This window comes from Arthrobacter sp. QXT-31 (assembly GCF_001969265.1).
In the GTDB taxonomy this organism is placed as follows: Bacteria; Actinomycetota; Actinomycetes; order Actinomycetales; family Micrococcaceae; genus Arthrobacter.
Genome location: NZ_CP019304.1, coordinates 285,754 through 306,653 on the forward strand (window position 1 = coordinate 285,754; position 20,900 = coordinate 306,653).

Genomic DNA, 20,900 nt, shown 5'->3' on the forward strand with positions numbered 1-20,900 from the left:
GTCAGTACCCGCGACTCCCCTCCGCCCCAGTATTCCCTGAGTCGTTCGAGTCGGCAATCAACTGCTCAATCCGGGCGTCCAGGTAAGACACCAGCACGAAGCCTGCCGACGGCGGAGCTGGTACGTCCCGAATTCCCGGAGCAGCCAGATCCTGGCAAATCTGTAAAACGGCCCGCGGCAGCACGCGGTGAGCATCCAGCTGGAAGCAAACTTCCGTAAGGACGTCTCTCAGCGCGCGCAAGACTTCTACCTGCTCTCCCGTCGAACCGTGGTGCCAGTAGCGATCCGCAGCGAGGATTCTGGCCGCCTCCCGGAACGCTGTAATTTGCGGATGGTCCTGCATGTCGTGCCCCTCACCCGTCAGGAGGCATGCCGCCACCCGACTATCCGATCCTGTTCAAGATCATTTCCACGGCGCGCCTCTTCCAACATGATCGCGTCGAGAGTAACCTGCTGCTGTAGACCCGTCTACAGCAGCAGGTTCCCGCAAATTCTTGGGTTGTGGTCTCTCCATGTCGAACATCCTGATGAACCGGACGCGAAGCCAAATCATCCGTTTCCTACTGCGGAACGGCCCATCAACCTGCGGTCAGATTGGTACTGGGCTTCGCGCGTCACCGTCCGCAATTCGCCGACAACTGTTGCTCCTGCGGCGAGCCGGCTTGGTGCAGCACTCGGCCAGTCATTTCGACGCTTTGCCCGAACAAGTCCAGCGGCAGGTTGAAGCCCTCGCAGAAAGCTTCACCGGCACCGTCATGCCGCCCGTTGGCTCTTCCCCCATGAACTAGGAACCGAGCTGGCCATCGTGCTGGCAAGCACGACGGAGACCCTTATGACCTCACTTCCAGAACGCAGTCACAACACCGAAGCCGCGGATGAAACATGGCTGACTCCCAAGGAAATCTGCGCGCAGCTACAGATCCCTGAGCAGACTTTCTACCAGTGGCGTGCCAAGCACGTCGGGCCACGCGCGTATCGAATCGGCCGGCACCTTCGAATCAACCGCAGCGACTTTGTCGCCTGGCTCGCCCTGCACGCCGAGGAATAGATCTCGAGCCCTGGACTATGAACAGCGGTCCCCATGCCCGAGGAACATGGTCGCACCTCATGGCGCCCCAGGGACCGCAAGCAAACCCTCCCTTCGACAATCCGGTCATGCAGCCGCTGGTTACTTGCTCCATGAGCTAGTGCTGAACAAACAGGGGGCAACGCCGCCATCGACGAAGGGACCGAAGCAGCATGAAACTCGAATTCTTCGAACCGGCCGAGGCGGCATCAGTCCTCAAATGTTCCGAGGCGTGGCTCCGCGACGGGGCGACCAAGGGCGAGTTCCCCCATTCAGTCTGGGGCAAGGGGAAGATCGTGTTTACCTCGGTCCACCTGAAAGAGATTGCCCAGTTGCGCGAAGTCCGACGCACAGCTCAGTCGCCATCATCCGTCCGGGTCATTGGGAGCCGGGCGCAGGCTCGCCAGAAATCCTCGTAGCTGTCGCACGTGCCGGTCTAACTACGCCAGATCACGGCGGATCTCTCGACCGCGTCAGCGGCATCCTGGAGGGCTTGCGGCATCAGGTGGCCGTAGACCTGCTCCGTCGTACGAGTGGATGCGTGCCCCAGCCGCCGGGAGACCGTGAACAGGGAAACGCCATCCTGGATCAGCCAGGACGCATGGGTATGGCGCAGATCGTGGATTCGCGGCGACTTCTTAAGGCCGCGGGCCTGCGCCGCCGCCACTGCGGGGACCCAGTAGTGATGCCAGTAAAGCTTGTGAATGATCCGCTCACCCTTGGGCGTCGTGAACAGCAAGTCTGAACCAGGTCGGCTGGCCACGAGTGGGACGAGAATTTCCACCAACTGAGGGTTTAGCGATACGGTGCGCTTGCCTGCACCCGTCTTGGTCGCACCAATGTAGAACTCCGAATTGGTGCCGCGTTTCCACGCCTTATTGATCCGCATAGTTGCCGGCTTGGACATGAGGTCGATGTCCCCCACGGTTACGGCAGTTGCCTCTCCAAAGCGTAGTCCCGTCATAACCAGGAACTCTGTAAACGCCTTGTACCGCTCCCCCATGCACTCGAGGATGAGCCCGAATTCAGCATGCGTCAGGAACCGGGCCTCGTCCTCCGCCTTCTCACTGGACGGAAGCTGAACACGCTGGCACGGGTTGTCCTTCCGGTAGCGCAGCATCACTGCCGTCTCCATGGCCCCATAGATCAGGGCATGGTTGTTCTTGATCGTCTTAGGCGACCTACCCTTAGCCTGCATTGACTTGATCCAGTGGGTCACGTGCCGATAGTCAAGCTTGTCGACTGGAATGTGCCCTATGACGTCGGCGATGTGCAGCTTCAGCATCGTTTGGTACGTGTGGACAGTCCCTACGGAGGGTCGCACCAATAAATCGATGTGTTCCTGGATTACCGCAGCCACAGTCGGGGCCTTCGTCTGATTCTTGACCATCGCGTGCTGCGCGATCTCGAACGATTGATCGTTCGCGTCCAGGAGCCGTTTCAGGGTTTGGGCTTCAGCCGCGGTAGAGAAGGTGATTCCTTCTTGCTTCCGCGTTTTCGGGTTGCGCCAGCGGACTGTGAACGAGGTGGATCCGTCCGCTTTTTTTCGCTCCCAAATGCTGGCCATGGGCAAAATTTTAGGCCTGGTGTGCACAGAAAACGAGCTTTTGTGCACACCCTCAGCCTGAACCCGGCCCTGACCTGCGAAAACACTGTGCCCGAGGTGGGACTCGAACCCACACACCTTTCGATACCGCATTTTGAGTGCGGCGCGTCTGCCAATTCCGCCACTCGGGCGCGGAGTACACGGAGTAACAATCGTAGGCTCACAGCGAAGTGTGAGCAACGCAGCCACTACCAGTGCGCGGATTTACTCTACAGGCAGATAGGCTAAAACCAGAATCGCGCCACCGCCGTCGCAACAAGCCATGCCGATCCAAGTACAAGCGCGGGGCCCAACTAAGATAGTCATAGTCCCGCCGTACCTTTTCAAGGAGATCCCGTGTCAGAACCGACGGAGTCAAACAAAACGTCCCAGCCGGCGCGCCGCGTCGTAGTGGCCGAAGACGAAACCCTTATCCGCCTCGACATCATCGAAATCCTGCGCGGTGAAGGCTACGACGTCATCGGCGAGGCCGACAACGGCGAGAAGGCCGTGCAGCTGGCCGAGGAGCTCAAGCCGGACCTGGTCCTCATGGACGTAAAGATGCCTGTCATGGACGGCATCTCCGCCGCAGAGAAGATCGTCAAGGCCCGCATCGCCCCCGTCGTCCTCCTCACCGCCTTCAGCCAGAAGGAACTCGTGGAGCGCGCCCGCGACGCCGGCGCCATGGCCTACGTGGTGAAGCCCTTCACGCCCGCTGACCTGATCCCCGCCCTGGAGATCGCACTGTCACGCCACGAGGAGATCAAGGCCCTTGAGTCCGAGGTCACCGACCTGCAGGAGCAGTTCGCCACCCGCAAGCTCGTGGAACGCGCGAAGAGCCTGCTGACCACCAAGATGGGCCTGACGGAACCGGAAGCCTTCCGATGGATCCAGAAGACCTCGATGGACCGCCGCCTCAGCATGCGCGAAGTGGCCGAGACCATCATCAACCAGGTCAACTAACGCCAAAGGCAGCAAGAGCGAAGGACCCCGGCAGCGCCGGGGTCCTTCGCGTTAAAGGGGTCCTGCCGCATTAAGGAAGGGGTCCTTCCGCACTAAACGGACCAAAAAGAAAGGATCCCCGCCACCAGTCAACTGGCGCCGGGGATCCTCCCTGACAGGTCAGGCTACTCAGCGGGAGCTGCCGCCTTGTCCTTGTTCTTCTTCTTCTTTTCCGGCCACGGGCCGAGCTTTTCCTTCTTCTCGGTCACATCGCCCGTGCGGGACGTGTCGGCGAGGTCGCCCACCTTGTGGACCTTGAGCGAGTTGGTCGAACCCGCCTTGCCCGGAGGGGAACCGGCAGCGATGACCACGAGGTCGCCGTCTTCCACCAGTTCCATGTCCAGCAGGCTGCGGTCCACCTGTGCCGTCATCTCATCCGTGTGGCCCACCATGGCAACCAGCTGCGGCTGGATGCCCCAGGTCAGCGCCAGCTGGTTCCACACATGCTCCACCGGGGTGAACGCGAAAACCGGCTTGATCGGGCGGAGGCGGGACAGGCGGCGCGCCGAATCACCGGACTGCGTGAACGTACAGATGTACTTGGCGTCCAGCTGGTCGGCGATTTCGACGGCGGCACGGGTGATCGCGCCACCACGGGTCTTGGGCTTGGTCCCCAGCGGGGGGACGCGCTCGAGGCCGTGCTCTTCGGTGGACTCGATGATCCGGGCCATGGTCTTGACCGTCTCGATCGGGTACTTGCCCACGCTCGTCTCGCCGGAGAGCATGACTGCGTCGGCGCCGTCGAGCACGGCGTTGGCGCAGTCGGAGGCCTCGGCGCGGGTCGGGCGCGGGTTGTCGATCATGGACTCCAGCACCTGGGTGGCCACGATGACCGGCTTGGCCCAGCGGCGCGCCAGTTCAATGGCACGCTTCTGCACGATCGGCACTTCCTCCAGCGGAAGCTCCACGCCCAGGTCGCCACGGGCCACCATGATCGCGTCGAACGCGTCGATGATTTCGTGGAGCTGGTCCACGGCCTGCGGCTTTTCGATCTTGGCGATCACCGGAACGCGGCGGCCTTCTTCGTCCATGATCTCGTGGACGCGCTTGATGTCGGCGGCGTCACGCACGAAGGACAGGGCAACCAGGTCCACGCCGCGGCGGATGGCCCAGCGCAGGTCGTCCTCGTCCTTTTCGCTCAGCGCGGGGACGTTCACGGCAACACCGGGCAGGTTGATGCCCTTGTTGTTGGACACGTAGCCGCCCACCGTCACCTTGGCAACGACCTTGACGTCGTCAACCTCAACGGCGCGCAGCGCCACCTTGCCGTCGTCGATCAGCAGGGCATCGCCCGGCTTGACGTCCTCGGTGAGGCTCTTCAGGGTGGTGGAGCAGATCTCCTTGGTGCCCGGCACGTCCTCCGTGGTGATCGTGAAGATATCCCCCACGGCCAGCAGGTGCGGACCGTCAACGAAGCGGCCCAGGCGGATCTTCGGCCCCTGCAGGTCGGCCATGATCGCCACAGCCTTGCCCAGGTCGGCCGCCGCCTTGCGGACGTTCTCGTAGGTGTTGTCGTGCACGGAGTAGTCACCGTGGCTCATGTTCATGCGGGCTACATCAACGCCGGCTTCCAGCACCGCGAGGGTGTTTTCGTAGCTGGCAATGGCCGGTCCGAAGGTGGCCACAATCTTTGCGCGTCTCATATACCTACCCTATTGGTCACTTGCATTGGTTAAGTTGTCACGGAGATGAATTCCCCGGGTCGGCCGCCACGAAGGAAGGCGCGCTTACAGGACTGCGATGGCGCGGTCCGTCGGAGCTACAGGTGCAGGAAGGATGGTGCTGCCCATCAGGAACTTGTCCACCGCGGCAGCGGCCGCACGGCCTTCTGCGATGGCCCACACAATCAGGGACTGTCCGCGGCCGGCGTCGCCTGCCACGAAGACACCCTCCGTGTTGGTCATGTAGTAGCCGTCACGGGCCACGTTGCCGCGGCCGTCGAACTCGGCGTTGACCTGTTCCGTGATACCGGCGGGTTCTGCACCGGTAAAGCCCAGCGACAGGAACACCAGGTCGGCGGGGATGATCCGCTCGGTGCCCGCCTTGGGGAGGCGCTTGCCGTCCACAAATTCGGTTTCGGCAACCTTGACACCGGTTAGCTTGCCGTCCTCGCCCACGAACTCCACGGTGGAAGCGAGGTACGTCCGCTCGCCGCCTTCCTCGTGGGCACTGGCCACCTCGAAGAGGGTGGGGAACGTCGGCCACGGCTGGTGGCCGGCGCGCTCCAGCGGCGGCTGCTTGCCGATGGCGAGCGTGGTCACCGATGCTGCCTGGTGGCGGTGCGCCGTGCCGATGCAGTCAGCACCGGTGTCGCCGCCGCCCAGGATGACGACGTGCTTGCCGCGCGCGTCAATGTGGTTCTCCGGGGACTCCCCCGCCACCACACGGTTGCTGGGAACCAGGTAATCCATGGCGAAGTGCACGCCCTCGAGCTCGCGGCCCGGGATGGGCAGGTCACGCGGCACCGTTGCACCGGTGGCGATGACCACGGCGTCGTAGCGGCGGCGCAGCTGCTCCCACGTGACGTCCGTACCTACGGCGACGCCGGTGCGGAAGCGGGTGCCTTCGGCCTTCATCTGCTCGAGCCGGCGGTCCACCTGCTCTTTTTCCATCTTGAAGTCGGGGATGCCGTAGCGCAGCAGGCCGCCGATCTTGTCATCCCGTTCGTAGACGGCCACGGTGTGGCCCACCCGGGTCAGCTGCTGCGCAGCTGCCAGGCCGGCAGGGCCGGAACCGACGACGGCGACCGTCTTGCCGGTGAGGCGGTGCGGGGGCAGCGGGTTGACCCAGCCGTTGTCGAAGGCCTCATCGATGATGGACACCTCAACCTGCTTAATGGTGACAGCAGGCTGGTTAATGCCCAGAACGCAGGACGCCTCGCACGGGGCGGGGCAGAGCCGCCCGGTCCACTCGGGGAAGTTGTTGGTGGCATGCAGCCGCTCAATCGCTTCCTCGCCCTTGTCCCGCCACATGAGGTCGTTCCACTCGGGAATCAGGTTCCCCAGGGGGCAGCCCTGGTGGCAGAACGGCACGCCGCAGTCCATGCAGCGGCCGGCCTGAGCCCTCAGCGTGCCCTTTTCCTGGGCCTCGTACACTTCCTTCCAGTCCATGATGCGGACCGGAACGGGACGGCGCGGCTGGGTTTCACGCTGACGTACTTTCAGAAATCCGCGTGGGTCAGCCACCGGTCACCTCCAGGATTCGAGACCAAACTTCTTCGCCGTCGGGGTCGAGGCCCTCTTCGATGGCGTCAAGCCTGGTTTGCAGCACTGCGGCGTAGTCGCGCGGCAGCACCTTGGTTATGCGGGCAGCGGTGTCGTCGAAGTTGTCGAGCAGACGCGCGGCCAGCTGGGATTCGGTTTCCTCCACGTGCTTGACCAGCAGGCCGTGGACGATGTCGCGGTCCTCGGCGTCCAGCTCGAGGAGCTGGAGTTCGCCGGACTGCAGGGCTTCCTTGTTGACCCGGGCACTGTCGAGGTCCAGTACATAGGCCGTACCGCCGGACATGCCCGCGCCGAAGTTGCGGCCGGTGCGGCCGATGATCAGCGTCTGGCCGCCGGTCATGTACTCGCAGCCGTGGTCGCCGATGCCTTCAACAACAGCCGTGGCGCCGGAGTTGCGGACCAGGAAGCGTTCGCCCACCTGGCCGCGCAGGAACAGCTCGCCACTCGTGGCACCGTAGCCGATCACATTGCCGGCCACGACGTTCCGCTCAGCCTGGAACACGTTGGTGCGGTCCGGGCGGACGATGATCCGGCCGCCGGAGAGGCCCTTGCCCACGTAGTCGTTGGAGTCGCCGTACAGGCGCAGCGTGATGCCGGCAGGCAGGAAGGCACCCAGCGACTGGCCGGCCGTGCCGTTCAGCGTGATGTCAATGGTATCCGTGGCCAGCACGTCCGTGCCGAACTTCTTTGTCACCTCGTGGCCGAGCATGGTGCCGACGGACCGGTCGGTGTTGATCACGTCAACGGTGATCTTCACTGGGGCACGGTCAGTCAGTGCCTCGGCGGCCATGGTGATCAGCCGCTGGTCGAAGTGCTTGTCCAGCTCGTGGTTCTGGCCGGTCAGGTTCCGCAGCGGGGCATCGTCGTCGAACTCGAGGCCGTGCAGGATCGGATCCAGGTCCAGGCCTTCGGCCTTCCAGTGGCTGATCGCGTCGCGGGTGTCCAGCACCTCGGCGTGGCCGATCGCTTCCTCGATGCTCCGGAAACCAAGCTCCGCGAGAATCTCGCGGACTTCCTCGGCCAGGAATTCGAAGAAGTTGACCACGAACTCGGGCTTGCCGCTGAAGCGGGCCCGAAGCTCGGGGTTCTGCGTGGCGACGCCGACCGGGCAGGTATCCAGGTGGCAGACACGCATCATGATGCAGCCCTCAACCACCAGCGGAGCCGTGGCGAAGCCGAATTCCTCACCGCCGAGCAGGGCAGCGATAACGACGTCGCGTCCCGTCTTGAGCTGGCCATCCACCTGCACCACCACGCGGTCGCGCAGGCCGTTGAGCATGAGGGTCTGCTGGGTCTCTGCGAGACCCAGCTCCCACGGCACACCGGCGTGCTTGAGCGAGTTCAGCGGCGAGGCGCCGGTACCGCCGTCGTGCCCGGAAACAAGCACGACGTCGGCCTTGGCCTTGGTAACGCCGGCGGCAACTGTGCCGATGCCCACCTCGGAGACGAGCTTGACATGCACCCGGGCAGAGGGGTTCGCGCGTTTGGCATCGTAGATGAGCTGCGCGAGGTCCTCGATCGAGTAGATGTCGTGGTGCGGGGGCGGGGAGATGAGTCCGACGCCGGGAGTCGAGTGGCGGGTGCGGGCAACCCAGGGGTAGACCTTCTGGGCCATCAGCTGCCCGCCTTCGCCGGGCTTGGCGCCCTGCGCCATCTTGATCTGGATGTCGTCGGCGTTGGTCAGGTACAGGCTCGTGACGCCGAAGCGGCCGGACGCGATCTGCTTGACGGCGGAACGGCGCTCGGGATCGAGCAGGCGCTCCACGTCCTCGCCGCCTTCACCGGTGTTGGACTTGCCGCCCAGCCGGTTCATGGCGATCGCGAGGGTCTCGTGTGCTTCCTTGGAGATGGAGCCGTAGCTCATGGCACCCGTGGAGAAGCGCTTGACGATGCTGGAGACCGGCTCGACTTCCTCGAGCGGCACGGCGGGGCGCACGCCGTCCTTGAACTTGAGCAGACCGCGCAGGGTCATCAGGTTCTCGGACTGGTCATCCACGCCCTTGGTGTAGGCCTTGAAGATGTCATAGCGGCGCTCACGCGTGGCGTGCTGCAGCCGGAACACCGTCTCCGGGTTGAAGAGGTGCGGCTCGCCGTCGCGGCGCCACTGGTACTCGCCGCCGCCGAGCAGCGGCCGGTGCGGCTGTTCAATGCCGCCCTCCGGGTAGGCCATCTGGTGGCGCGCGGACACCTCGGCCGCGATGACGTCAAGGCCCACGCCGCCCAGCTGGGAGTGCGTGCCGGCGAAGAATTCGTCCACGAGCTCCTGGCCCAGGCCCAGCGCTTCGAACGTCTGGGCGCCGGTGTAGGACGCCACGGTGGAGATGCCCATCTTGGACATGATCTTCAGGACACCCTTGCCGAGGCCCTTGATCAGGTTGTAGACACCGTCCTGCGGGGTCACGCCCACCACGTCGCCGGCAGCGATGAGCTGCTCGACGGATTCCATGGCCAAGTACGGGTTCACGGCGGACGCGCCGTAACCGATGAGCACGGCCACGTGGTGCGTCTCGCGGACGTCGCCCGCCTCGACCACCAGGGCGGTCTTGGTGCGGTTGGCGCTGCGCAGCAGGTGGTGGTGCACGGCGCTGACCAGCAGCAGGGACGGGATCGGTGCCCACTGGGCGTTGGAGTCGCGGTCGGAGAGGACCACGTACTGCACGCCGCGGTTGATGGCGCCGGAAACCTGCTCGCAGATTTCGGTGAGCCGTGCGCGCAGCGCCGCTTCGCCGCCCTCGGGGCGGTAGAGGCCGCGGACCCGCATGGCCACCTTGTCGCCGTCGGCGTTCTCGATGTTGGCGATCTTTGCCAGCTGGTCGTTGTTGATCACCGGGAACGGCAGCGAAACCTGCGGCTGGCGCACCTGCTTGGTGTCCAGGAGGTTGCCGTTCGGGCCAATGGCACACGTCAGGGAGGTGACCAGCTCTTCACGGATGGCATCCAGCGGCGGGTTGGTCACCTGCGCGAAGGACTGCACGAAGTAGTCGAAGAGCAGGCGCGGGCGCTTGGACAGCACGGCCACCGGGGTGTCGGAGCCCATGGCACCCAGGGGCTCGGCGCCGGTCCGGGCCATCGGGCCCAGCAGGATCTTCAGCTCTTCGGTGGTGTAGCCGAAGGTGCGCTGGCGGATGTTCACGGACGCGGCGGTGTGCACCACGTGCTCGCGCTCGGGCAGCTCGTTGAGGTCGATCAGGTTGTCCTTGACCCACTCGGCCCAGGGGTTGGCCGCGGCGACCTCGGCCTTGACCTCGTCATCGCCGATGATGCGGCCAGCCTCGGTGTCCACGAGGAACATCTTGCCGGGCGAAACACGGCCCTTCTTGACCACCTTGGACGGCTCGACCTCGATCACGCCCACCTCGGAAGCGAAGACGACCAGGCCGTCCTCGGTGATCCAGTAGCGGCCGGGACGCAGGCCGTTGCGGTCAAGGGTGGCACCCACGAGGTTGCCGTCGGTGAACGACACAGCGGCCGGACCGTCCCACGGCTCCATCAGGAGGGAGTGGTACTCGTAGAACGCGCGGCGTGCCGGATCCATCGTGGCGTGGTTTTCCCAGGCCTCGGGGATCATCATCATGATCGCGTGCGTGATGGGGCGGCCGGAGAGCCACAGCAGTTCGGCCACTTCGTCGAAGGAGGCCGAGTCGGATGCACCGGGGGTGCAGATCGGGAACAGCTCTTCCGGCGAGTCGCCCAGCAGCGGGTTGGCAAGCTGCGACTGGCGGGCGCGCATCCAGTTCCGGTTGCCCTTGACGGTGTTGATTTCACCGTTGTGGGCAATGGTGCGGAACGGCTGGGCAAGCGGCCAGGACGGGAAGGTGTTGGTGGAGAAGCGGGAGTGGACGATCGCCAGCTTGGTCTTGAAGCGCTTGTCCGAAAGGTCCGGGTAGAACGGCTCCAGCTGGGCGGTGGTGAGCATGCCCTTGTAGACGATGGTCCGCGAGGACAGCGACGGGAAGTAGACGCCGAACTTGTTCTGGGCACGCTTGCGGATGCGCCAGGCGCGGCCGTCCAGGTCGTTGCGGTCCAGCTGCTCGCCGGTTGCGGAGGCGAAGAACGGCTGGGAGAAGTACGGCATGCAGGCGCGCGCCATGGCTCCGACCAGGTCGGCGACGACGGGAACTTCACGCCAGCCAAGGACCGTCAGGCCCTCATCTGCAGCCAAGGCCTCGATGCCTGCCTTGGCGGCATCGGCCTCGCGCTGCTCAGCCGGCAGGAAGGCAGTACCCACCACGTACTGCCCCGGAGCCGGAAGTTCGAATTCGGTGACAGCACGGAAGAACTCGTCCGGCACCTGCATCAGGAGGCCGGCGCCGTCGCCCGTTCCCTCATCGGCGCCGACGGCGCCGCGGTGCTCGAGGTTGCGCAGGGCCGTCAAGGCTGCCTCGACGATGTCGTAGCCGGGCTCACCGCGCAGCGTAGCAATAATCGCAAGACCGCAGGCGTCCTTCTCCTGCTCCGGGTTGTAGAGCCCGGATGCCTCTGGGAGCGCCGCGAACCGCTTGAACGGCGACATGGCGGCGTCCGGCTGGTTCGTTTCGGACCAGCTGGGGCCTGAAAGAGTTTGGGTCATGGGAGACGTCCTTCCTCCTGATCGTGCGTATGGAAGGGACAACGTTGGCCCCACTCAGCGCGCCACTGTGATGGGCACAACAAAGTGTTACTGCTTACTGGAAATTGTAGGGCAGGCCTACCTGCAGAACTAACAGTTACACAGGCTTCTGCCCCGGGCTTGACCCCGCCAGCAGCTCTATGCTGACCGGAGTTGCCTCTGCCACGACGTTGTGGTGGTGGGCGCTCCGAGCGGTAACTCTCTGCTGCCCTGGGTACCGGTGCCTTCTAGCGCGAGCTGTCGGCGTCCGGCGCGGTTCCGGTGTCTGTGCCACCGGGCTTTCCGGTGTTCCGCGACTCCGCGGCGGTTGGGGTGCCGCCGGTGGATGCCGGGACTGCTTCCGTTTGGGCAGAAGCTAGCCCGGAACCGTTTTGGTTATCAGGGAGATTACCACGCGATTCACTATCTGAGACAACGGCGTCCGTATCACGGGCTGGATGGCCGGTCACATTCGGAGCGGAAGCGGAGCCGCGTGGCGTCTCCGAACCAGCTGCCAAACCCTCATTTTCAGCGCTGGCCGGCTGGTCGCCGTCGGCCTTCCCAGCCGCCACAGCGGCGGGCTCCCGGCCCGGCAGGTAGACACTGTCGGGGTTGCCGCCCTTGCGCCGGCCCAGCACGATGAATACGGCAAGAGCCGCGATGAACACGAAGATGCTGGTCCAGACGTTCAGCCGGGTGGTGATGCCGAACAGGCTGATCTGCTCGGCGTCGTCGATCCGCATGGCCTCGATCCAGACCCGGCCCAGCGTGTAGTACATGGCGTACAGCCAGAAGAGCCGGCCGCGGCGGAAGTGGAACCGCCGGTCCAGCGCCAGGAGGATCAGCACCCCCGCGATGTTCCAGAGGGATTCATAGAGGAACGTGGGGTGGAAGAGGGTGTCGGCGGGGTAGCCGGCCGGGAAGTTGGCGTTGTCGGCGTCCACCTGGAGGCCCCAGGGCTGCGTGGTGGGACCGCCGAAGAGTTCCTGGTTGAAGTAGTTTCCCCACCGGCCGATGGCCTGCGCCAGCAGCAGCCCGGGGGCTGCCGCATCCATGAACGCCGTGAGCTTGACCCCGGCGCGGCGGCAGCCGATCCAGGCGCCGAAGGCACCCAGCACCACGGCGCCCCAGATTCCGAGGCCGCCGCGCTGGATCTGTGGGATCAGCGACAGGTCCCCGGTGCCGTCGAAGCCCGGACCGAAGTACGCGTCCGGCGACGAGAACACGTGGTAGAGCCGGCCGCCGATGATGCCGAACGGGATGGCCCAGATGGCGATGTCCCAGACGCTGCCTTCAGGCGCCCCCCGCTTGGCCCAGCGGACGGACGTCAGCCACAGGCCGACGACGATGCCCGCCAGGATGCACAGGGCGTAGGCGTGGATGCGGAGCGATCCCCACGGCAGCGGAATGTCGAATCCGGACCAGTCCGGGCTCGGAATACTTGCGGGCACCATGCCGGCTGGAAGCAGGCCGGCCTGAACCAGCGTGGCTGCGGTGAGGAGCGTCTGCATGGCTGCGGTTACTTCCTGGTCAGTCCGGTACTGAGGTCTTTGGTCAGCTTGGCGACGGCGTCCACTCCGCCGTCGCGGACAGCTGCCACGAGCGCCGAGCCGACAATCACGCCGTCGGCGTAGGCGGCGATCTCCGCCACCTGCTCCGCCGTGGATACGCCGAGGCCGACGCACACGCGCTCCGCTCCGGCCGCCTTGGCCGCGGCCACCAAACCGTTGGCAGCATCGCTCACGGCCGTCCGTGCGCCGGTGACGCCCATGATGGAGACGGCATAGATGAAGCCGCGGCTCGCGTCCACGGTCCGGCGCATCCGCTCAGGGGTGGAGGAAGGCGCCACCAGGAAGACACGGTCCAGGCCGTACTTCTCCGAAGCTTCCATCCACTCGGCCGCCTCGTCAGGAATCAGGTCCGGAGTAATGAGCCCCGCTCCCCCGGCCTCGGCCAGGCGCCGCGAGAACTCGTCCACGCCCATGCGCATCACGGGATTCCAGTACGTCATGACCAGGACGGCGGCGTCGGTCTGGCTGGTGATGCCGGCGACGACGTCAAAGACCTGCCGGACGTGGAACCCCTTGGCCAGCGCCTCAGTGGTGGCCGCCTGGATGACCGGGCCGTCCATGACCGGGTCCGAGTAGGGGATGCCGATCTCAATCAGGTCGGCGCCGTTGCGCGCCAGGGCGATGCCCGCGGCGATGGTTTCCTCGACGCTGGGGTACCCGGCGGGCAGGTAGCCGATCAGGGCCGCGCGACCTTCCGCGCGGGCCTTGTCGATGGCAATAGCCGACTTGCTGGTGATCTGCTTGTGGGTGGTGTCCGCTGCGGTCACAGCTGCTCCCCTTCCTTGCCGATGGTCGCCTCGGCCGAGTCCTTGTCCAGCAGGTCGAACCATTCCGCGGCGGTTGCCACGTCCTTGTCTCCCCTGCCGGACAGGTTCACAATCACGATCTTCTCAGCGGCGTCGCCGCCTTCGGCCGCCAGCCGCTGGCCCACCTTGATGGCACCGGCGAGGGCGTGGGAGGACTCGATCGCGGGGATGATGCCCTCGGTCCGGCACAGCAGCCGGAAGGCGTCCATGGCTTCGCTGTCCGTAATCGGCTCGTAGCTGACGCGTCCGATGTCCGCGAGGTAGGAGTGTTCCGGCCCGACGCCGGGGTAGTCCAGCCCGGCGGAGATGGAGTGCGACTCGATGGTCTGGCCGTCGTCGTCCTGCATAAGGTAGGACCGGGCGCCGTGCAGCACGCCGGGCCGGCCCAGCGTGATCGTGGCCGCGTGGCGGCCCGTCTCGACGCCGTCGCCGCCGGCCTCAAAGCCGTAGATCTTCACGGACGGGTCGTCCAGGAAGCCGTGGAAGATGCCGATGGCGTTGGAGCCGCCGCCGATGCAGGCGCAGACGGCATCCGGCAGCCGGCCGGTCTGCTCAAGGATCTGCTCGCGTGCCTCGTCGCCAATGACTTCGTGGAAGTAGCGGACCAGGGCCGGGAACGGGTGGGCGCCGGCTGCCGTGCCCAGCAGGTAGTGGGTGTTGCCGACGTTGGCCACCCAGTCGCGCAAAGCCTCGTTGATCGCGTCCTTCAGGGTCTGCGACCCGTTGGTGACGGGGATGACGGTGGCGCCCAGGAGCTCCATCCGCGCCACGTTCAGCGCCTGCCGGCGACAGTCCTCGGCGCCCATGTACACCACGCATTCCAGGCCCAGCAGCGCCGCGGCCGTCGCGCTGGCCACGCCGTGCTGCCCGGCGCCGGTCTCGGCAATGACCCGGGTCTTGCCCATCCGCTTGGCAAGCAGCGCCTGGCCCAGCACGTTGTTAATCTTGTGTGAGCCGGTGTGGTTCAGGTCCTCGCGCTTGAGGAAGATCCGGACACCGCCGGCGTGCTCGGCAAAGCGCTTGGCCTCGGTCAGGAGCGAGGGCCGGCCGGAGTAGTTCTTGTTCAGCTCCGCGATCTGGGCGGTGAACTCGGGATCGGCTTTGGCCTTCTCGAACGTGTCCTCGAGCTCGTCCAGGGCGGCGATCAGTGACTCAGGCATCCAGCGGCCGCCGTACTCGCCGAAGTAGGGTCCCGGGGCGTGGCGCAGCGAGCTGCCTCCCTGCAGGAATGCGTCCACCGAGCCCTGGTCAGAGCCGGCTGTTGGCGCGTCGGCCATCAGTCTCACCATCCTGTTCACTTTTTCTGTTCGATGTCAGGCGCCATCCGCCCGCACGGTGTGCGGACAGACGGCACCACGGGTGGGTGGGAGCTCAGGCCCGGGCGGCGATGGCCGCGGCCCCGGCCGCTGTGAACTCCGCGATGCGTTCACGCGGGGTGGCGTCGCTGACGAGCGCCTCCCCCACGAGGATGGCGTTGGCGCCATGTGCCGCGTAGTGCGCGACGTCGTCGGCGTTCCGAACGCCCGACTCCGCCACCACCACGGCACCGGAAGGAATGCTGCCGGCGAGTGAGGCGAAAACGGAGCGGTCGACGTCGAGCGTCTTGAGGTTGCGGACGTTGACGCCGATGATCCGGGCGTCGGCAGCCACCGCGCGCTCGACTTCGTCCGGCGTGTGCGTTTCCACCAGCACGTTCATGCCGAGCTCACGGCTCAGGGCACTGAATTCGCGCAGCTGCTGGTCCGACAGGGCGGCGACGATCAGCAGGATGAGGTCCGCGCCGTGCGCGCGGGCTTCCCAGATCTGGTACTCGTCCAGCGTGAAGTCCTTGCGCAGCAGCGGGACATCCACCCGGGCACGGACGGCGTCCAGGTCGGCCAGCGACCCGTTGAACCGGCGCTGTTCGGTGAGCACGCTGATCACCGCGGCTCCGCCGTCGGCGTACTGAACGGCCAGCGACGCGGGGTCCGCGATGCTGGCGAGGTCGCCCTTGGAGGGGCTGCGGCGCTTGATCTCGGCGATGACTTTGAGCTCGCCGCGGTCCGCGGAGGCGCCGCCGAGCGCAGCCCAGGCGTCCCGGGCAGGAGCAGCCGCCAGGGCACGGTCCTTCAGTTCCGCGAGGGACACGAGGCGCTTGCGCCCCTCCATGTCCTCCCTGACACCGGCGTTGATGTCGTCGAGAACCGTCACGGTTAGTGGCCGGAGTTCTTGATCTTGCTGCCGCCCACGCCGTAGCCTGCCTTGCGCATGATGAAGCCGGCCAGCAGGCCGAGGACCATGACGCCGATGCCGCTCCAGAAGATCGGGGTGTTCGCGATCACGAAGGCGATGGAGGCGATGAGGGCGCCGATGAGCATGACGATGACGCAGGTCCAGGCGGCCGGGCTGTTGCCGTGGCCGAGGTCGATGCTGTGGTCGATGCCGTGGTGCTGCTTGGGGGCCGCGGGCTTTGTACCGGAAACAGTGGCTTTGCTCATGTGAATCTCCTCAGGATCAATACTGCTTACATTCTGCCATTTTTTGCCGCGGCCTTCGGCATCGCGGCCGGGGTGCGTGCCTGCATGACCCGCCGGCTCAGGTGGGGTCGTCGCCCCGGGAGAGCCTGTCCCAGCTGTCGATCTCGTCCACGGGACCGGTCTGCTGGCCTGCGGGACCGGCCGCGGCGGTGTCGTACCTGGTGCGGGACTTCCAGTACCGTCCCGCCGGAACCACCAGCAGGCCGCACAAGGCCAGCAGCGAACCTGCGACGACGGCGAGCACCGGGAACGCACTGACGCTCACGTCCGCGCTGCCTCCCGAGACCCCGGTGGCCGCGGCGATGGATCCCTGGGCCGCGGCGAGGGGATCAGCGAGGACCGTCGCGGCAGCGGCGATGATGCCGGCAGCTGCGAGCACGATGATGGCGGTGATGATCCAGCGTCCGATTTTCCCCGCGATGGACGCCGCGAGACCGCCCGCCAGTGCGACGAGGGCCAGGGCCGTGACGGTTGTGGCAGCCTTGCTCCCCTGCACCTGAAGACCGCCCTCGCTGCCTGCCGCCTGGCCCAGCTGCTGCGGGTCGAGGTGGACGGTCAGCCAGGTCTGGGTGGTGGTGCCGAAGGCCGCCAGTGCAAGGGCCGCGATCAGCATCACCACAGTGGACTTGCGGGCCCACCCCGGAACCCTGCTGGGCGCCTTCGCCGGTGTGGCGGATCCTGCGGGACCCGCCATCAGGAGTTTGCCTCTTCCACCGGGCCGGGGGTGTTCACCGAATCGGGCGTGATGTTGTGCAGCGAACCGGCGGTATGGACCGCACGCAGCGGGGCCGCTGCCTTGTTGACGGTTTCCTGCGCCTCGGCCGGGTTGCTGGAGTCCGCCACGATGCCGCCGCCGGCCTGGACGTATGCGCGTCCCTCGCGCAGGAGCGCGGAACGGATAGCGATGGCCATGTCCATGTCACCGGCGAAGTCGAGATAGCCCACCACCCCGCCGTAGATGCCGCGCCGGTGCGGCTCGAGCTCATCGAGCAGACGCAGGGCGCGGGGCTTGGGGGCGCCGGAGAGGGTTCCGGCCGGGAAGGTGGCTTTAAGGACGTCGTAAGCCTTGGCCGTGGGGGCCAGGCGTCCGACGACGGTGGAGACCAGGTGCATGATGTGGCTGAACCGCTCCACCTCCATGAACTGGGTGACATCCACAGAGCCGGCCACGCATACCTTTGAGAGGTCGTTCCGGGAGAGGTCCACCAGCATGAGGTGCTCGGCGCGTTCCTTCTGGTCCGCGAGGAGTTCCTCGGCCAGCGCCTTGTCCGCGTCCACGGTCTTGCCGCGGGGCCGCGACCCGGCGATGGGGTGCGTGATGACGTCCTCGCCGGTGACGGTCACCAGCGCCTCCGGCGAGGACCCGACGATCGAGTACTCGCGGCCGGCGGCATCCTCGAGGCTGAAGATGTACATGTAGGGGCTCGGGTTGGTGTTGCGCAGCACCCGGTAGACATCCAGCGGCGACGCCCCGCACTCCATCTCGAAGCGGCGCGAGATGACCACCTGGAAGACTTCGCCGTCCACGATCGCCTCCTTGCCGCGGTCGAGGGCAGCGAGGTACTCGGGTTCGTGCCAGCGTTCCTGGACGCTGGCGGCAAAATCGAGGGCGGCCGGTTCCAGCACGGACACCGGCTGGAGCACCGGGGTGCTGATGCGCGCCAGCAGTTCCTTCACACGCGCGACGGCGTCATGCCAGGCTTCGTCGACCCGCTCGGAGCTGTTGTCGAAGTTGATGGCGTTGGCTATCAGCAGCACCGTGCCGTCCATGTTGTCGTGGACGGCCATGTCGGTGACGAGGTTCAGTGCCAGTTCGGGAAGCTGCAGGTCGTCCTCGGGCGGGCTGGTCAGCTTTTCCCAGTGTCGGACCGTTTCCCAGCCCAGGAATCCCACCAAGCCGGAGGTGAAGGGCGGGAGCCCGTCGAACCGGTCGGTTCGCAGCGCCTCGATGGTGTCGCGGATGGCGTCAACAGGGTTTCCGTCCACTGGCACACCCGCCGGCGGCTCACCCAGCCAGTGCGCTTCTCCGTCCTTGGTGGTCAGTGTGGCGCGGGACCGCGAACCGATGAACGAGTAGCGGGACCAGGCACCGCCGACAGCCGCCGACTCCATGAGGAAGGTGCCCGGCTGGCCCTGCGCCAGCTTCCGGTACAGCCCGATCGGTGTTTCAGCATCCGCCAGCACCTTCAGCCGGACAGGGATGACCCGGCTGTGGGCGGCGAGTTCCCGGAATTCTTCCAGGCCAGGGCTGATGATTCCGAGGTCCTGCATCGCTATTGGTTCTCCGTCTGTTTTTGAGTGAAAGCCTGTTGGGTGGGTGAGGTGGGCCGCTAGTTGGCCGGACCTGCCACAACGTCGAAATCCCGGCCGTCAAAGCAGGTGCGTGTACCGGTGTGGCATGCTGCGCCCACCTGGTCCACCCGCACAAGGAGGGCGTCGCCGTCGCAGTCCAGGGCAACCGACTTGACCCACTGCACGTGGCCGGACGTATCACCCTTGCGCCAATACTCCTGACGGGAGCGTGAGTAGAACGTCACGCGGCCGGTGGTCATGGTCCGGTTCAGGGCCTCGTCATCCATCCAGCCCAGCATGAGGACCTCGTTGGTGTCGAACTGCTGCACGATGGCAGCCACGAGTCCGGCGCCGTCCCGCTTCAGCGCCGAGGCAATCTCGGCCGGCAGGGGGCTCCCCGGCAAAGGGCTCTGACCGGCGTCGGAGGAAGGGGCGCCGGCAGTTGCGGCGGTGGCGGGGCTGGGGGCGGGCTGCTCAGACATCACGTCAAGTCTAGTGCCCATCCCGGGACGCTGGCACAAGCACGGGCCCGCAGGGGCTCTGAGGCACCTGCGGGCCGTGCGGTGATCTGAATAAAGCCGTGATCTGAATGAAAAGGAACCCGTCAGGAAGCGGAACGCTTCACCACGATGTCGTCGATGTAGCTGTCACCCATCTGGCGCCCGTGCTCTGCGCCGAACTGGACCCTGCTCAGGACCGTGGCGGGCAGATTCACCGTCCTGTTGAAAACCTGGACAGTCCCAAACCAGATCTGAACCGTGGACCGGGGGCCGTCAGCGCGGACCTGCATCCTGATGCGCTGCCACGTGTTCAGCGGCACGCTGGCGTTCTGGAGCTTGACATAGGTTACCGAGCCGCCGGGGTTGGCGGTCCGCAGCCACAGCTGTCCGTTGGCGTTGTTGCGGAAGACATCGGCCACGCGCGTCGTACCTGAGAAGAACCGGACGTAGGGAACATTGTTGCCGGCAAGGCCGCCGGTGGTGATGTTTACCCAGGCGTCCGTGCTGGCCCGCTTGGTCCCCGCGGGCAGCGCCAGCCGCATGTTCGCCACCGAGCCTGCTGTGTCCGTGGCCCGGATCCGAACAGAACATGTTCCGGAGTGCGCCTTGGGGCTGAACACCGCCACGGTTCCGGTCCCTGCAGTGCTCTTTACAAAGGGCGACAGGGTGTTTCCCTCGAAGTTGGTCGCCGTGACGAGCGTCCCGGTGAAGGTGGTGCTGGCCGGTGCCGCGAGGCCCGTCCGGCACGTTGCCGCCATGGCGGCGTTCGCGGAACCGAAGATCAGACTGCCCGATACAAGCAGCCCCAGGCTGCCCAGTGTGCCAAATTTCCTTAGAGTGCTCATAGCAATTCCTCACGCTACAGATGGAGTTTTCTTATTCGCTCCACTGCAGCCTTCCGTTCACTCCCGGAAGCAGACCAAAAGCGTCTGATGGTGCGCTGGAGCCCAGTTTGCGTGTGCACTCCCCCTGCAAATACTTAGAGCGCCAGCTTGGAAAAAACTTGGGAATTCTTGAAGGGTCCCCCGTTTCGGGCAGGGCACAAATTCACGGACATCAACAGACTGCGCAACTGCACCGGGGACGTGCTAGTTTTCCAAGTGATGCATTTCGTCGATCCGTCCCGAGAAGTCCTGGCCGAGACCCTGCTGGCGGCCGGTCCTGACTCCCCCACGCTCTGCAAGGGCTGGAAGACCAGGGACCTCGCAGCGCACCTGTACCTGCGTGAGCGGAAGGCCGCCGTCGGGCTGGGCCTGATCATCAAGAGCCTGTCCAAGGCCTCGGACAAGGCAACCGCCCGCCTGGCGGGAAAACTCACCACGGCCGACGACTATGCCAAACTCGTGAACTCTTTCCGTGCAGGACCGCCAGCGCTGTCCCCCATGAAGATCAAGGCGCTGGATGAGAGCTCCAACCTGATCGAATACTTCGTCCACACCGAGGATGTCCGCCGGGCCGTTGACCGCTGGGCGCCCCGGGCCCTCGACGAGGAATACTCGGACGCCCTGTGGGATGAACTGGTCAAGCGGGCAGCTATCCTCTACCGCGGCGTGGACCTGGGCATCGTCCTGGTCAGCCCCTCCGGCCCCCGGCACGTCGCCAAGCGCGCACCGGTCTCCGTAGCCATCGTCGGCGAACCCGGCGAACTGCTGATGCACGCCCACGGCCGCACGCGCCACGCGCTGGTCACCTTCGAAGGCCAGCCGGATGCCGTCGCCCTCCTCCAGTCAGCCGAAGTCGGGCTCTAGAG

General features: G+C 65.7%; 19 protein-coding genes and 1 tRNA gene. 5 read left to right on the top strand and 15 right to left on the bottom strand.

Translation table 11 applies throughout. The features are described from left to right. Position 1 precedes the first annotated feature (1 nt). Positions 2–343, bottom strand: coding sequence for a hypothetical protein (locus BWQ92_RS01420; protein ID WP_157365081.1), 342 nt, complete (start codon positions 341–343; stop codon positions 2–4). 184 nt (positions 344–527) lie between these two features. Between BWQ92_RS01420 and BWQ92_RS24665 the strand changes: the two genes are divergently transcribed. From BWQ92_RS24665 to BWQ92_RS01435, 3 genes are all read left to right on the top strand, one after another. Beyond that, positions 528–788 carry an ArsR family transcriptional regulator gene (locus tag BWQ92_RS24665; protein WP_442856758.1) on the top strand — a complete coding sequence of 87 codons (261 nt, stop codon included), beginning with the start codon at positions 528–530 and terminating at the stop codon, positions 786–788. 44 nt (positions 789–832) lie between these two features. After that, entirely contained in the window at positions 833–1,048 is a 216-nt protein-coding gene (locus BWQ92_RS01430) for a helix-turn-helix domain-containing protein (RefSeq protein ID WP_076797906.1), read from the top strand. Positions 1,049–1,239: 191 nt separating this feature from the next. Continuing rightward, entirely contained in the window at positions 1,240–1,485 is a 246-nt protein-coding gene (locus tag BWQ92_RS01435; protein ID WP_076797907.1) for a hypothetical protein, read from the top strand. A 17-nt stretch (positions 1,486–1,502) separates the two neighbouring features. Here the strand turns inward: BWQ92_RS01435 and BWQ92_RS01440 are convergent, their stop codons facing one another. After that, entirely contained in the window at positions 1,503–2,633 is a 1,131-nt protein-coding gene (locus BWQ92_RS01440; RefSeq protein WP_076797908.1) for a tyrosine-type recombinase/integrase, read from the bottom strand. Between the two features lie 88 nt (positions 2,634–2,721). Continuing rightward, positions 2,722–2,803, bottom strand: a tRNA-Leu gene (locus BWQ92_RS01445). A 205-nt stretch (positions 2,804–3,008) separates the two neighbouring features. On the opposite strand from BWQ92_RS01445, the gene BWQ92_RS01450 reads away from it, so the two are divergent. Then, positions 3,009–3,614 carry an ANTAR domain-containing response regulator gene (locus tag BWQ92_RS01450; protein ID WP_003800911.1) on the top strand — a complete coding sequence of 202 codons (606 nt, stop codon included), beginning with the start codon at positions 3,009–3,011 and terminating at the stop codon, positions 3,612–3,614. Between the two features lie 164 nt (positions 3,615–3,778). Here BWQ92_RS01450 and pyk read toward each other — a convergent pair whose 3' ends face one another. The 12 genes from pyk to BWQ92_RS01510 form a co-directional block, all read right to left on the bottom strand. Then, a complete protein-coding gene (gene pyk, locus BWQ92_RS01455) occupies positions 3,779–5,296 on the bottom strand; it encodes a pyruvate kinase (RefSeq protein WP_076797909.1) in 1,518 nt (505 codons plus the stop codon). Between the two features lie 84 nt (positions 5,297–5,380). After that, entirely contained in the window at positions 5,381–6,838 is a 1,458-nt protein-coding gene (locus BWQ92_RS01460; RefSeq protein WP_076797910.1) for a glutamate synthase subunit beta, read from the bottom strand. Next, complete coding sequence (gltB, locus tag BWQ92_RS01465) at positions 6,831–11,447, bottom strand: glutamate synthase large subunit (RefSeq protein ID WP_076797911.1); 4,617 nt, start codon at positions 11,445–11,447, stop codon at positions 6,831–6,833. Before gltB ends, BWQ92_RS01460 begins: the two co-directional genes overlap by 8 nt. 266 nt (positions 11,448–11,713) lie before the next feature. After that, complete coding sequence (gene lgt / locus BWQ92_RS01470; protein ID WP_076797912.1) at positions 11,714–12,976, bottom strand: prolipoprotein diacylglyceryl transferase; 1,263 nt, start codon at positions 12,974–12,976, stop codon at positions 11,714–11,716. Positions 12,977–12,984: 8 nt separating this feature from the next. Continuing rightward, on the bottom strand, positions 12,985–13,803 hold the full coding sequence (gene trpA / locus BWQ92_RS01475; RefSeq protein ID WP_076797913.1) for a tryptophan synthase subunit alpha: 819 nt from the start codon (positions 13,801–13,803) through the stop codon (positions 12,985–12,987). Further along, on the bottom strand, positions 13,800–15,119 hold the full coding sequence (gene trpB / locus BWQ92_RS01480) for a tryptophan synthase subunit beta (protein WP_076797914.1): 1,320 nt from the start codon (positions 15,117–15,119) through the stop codon (positions 13,800–13,802). Before trpB ends, trpA begins: the two co-directional genes overlap by 4 nt. A 94-nt stretch (positions 15,120–15,213) precedes the next feature. After that, positions 15,214–16,032, bottom strand: a complete 819-nt coding sequence (trpC, locus tag BWQ92_RS01485) for an indole-3-glycerol phosphate synthase TrpC (RefSeq protein WP_076797915.1) — start codon at positions 16,030–16,032, stop codon at positions 15,214–15,216. Positions 16,033–16,034: 2 nt separating this feature from the next. Further along, on the bottom strand, positions 16,035–16,319 hold the full coding sequence (locus BWQ92_RS01490) for an HGxxPAAW family protein (protein ID WP_076797916.1): 285 nt from the start codon (positions 16,317–16,319) through the stop codon (positions 16,035–16,037). 97 nt (positions 16,320–16,416) lie between these two features. After that, positions 16,417–17,052: a Trp biosynthesis-associated membrane protein gene (locus BWQ92_RS01495; protein ID WP_076797917.1), complete on the bottom strand. Its 636-nt coding sequence runs from the start codon at positions 17,050–17,052 to the stop codon at positions 16,417–16,419. Continuing rightward, the gene (locus BWQ92_RS01500) at positions 17,052–18,629 is read right to left on the bottom strand and encodes an anthranilate synthase component I (protein WP_076797918.1); all 1,578 of its coding nucleotides are present in this window, start codon (positions 18,627–18,629) and stop codon (positions 17,052–17,054) included. Before BWQ92_RS01500 ends, BWQ92_RS01495 begins: the two co-directional genes overlap by 1 nt. 59 nt (positions 18,630–18,688) lie before the next feature. Then, complete coding sequence (gene hisI, locus BWQ92_RS01505) at positions 18,689–19,132, bottom strand: phosphoribosyl-AMP cyclohydrolase (RefSeq protein WP_076797919.1); 444 nt, start codon at positions 19,130–19,132, stop codon at positions 18,689–18,691. Positions 19,133–19,254: 122 nt separating this feature from the next. Further along, entirely contained in the window at positions 19,255–19,995 is a 741-nt protein-coding gene (locus BWQ92_RS01510) for a hypothetical protein (protein WP_076797920.1), read from the bottom strand. Positions 19,996–20,253: 258 nt separating this feature from the next. On the opposite strand from BWQ92_RS01510, the gene BWQ92_RS01515 reads away from it, so the two are divergent. Continuing rightward, positions 20,254–20,898 carry a TIGR03085 family metal-binding protein gene (locus BWQ92_RS01515; RefSeq protein ID WP_076797921.1) on the top strand — a complete coding sequence of 215 codons (645 nt, stop codon included), beginning with the start codon at positions 20,254–20,256 and terminating at the stop codon, positions 20,896–20,898. The last annotated feature ends 2 nt before the right edge of the window (positions 20,899–20,900 follow it).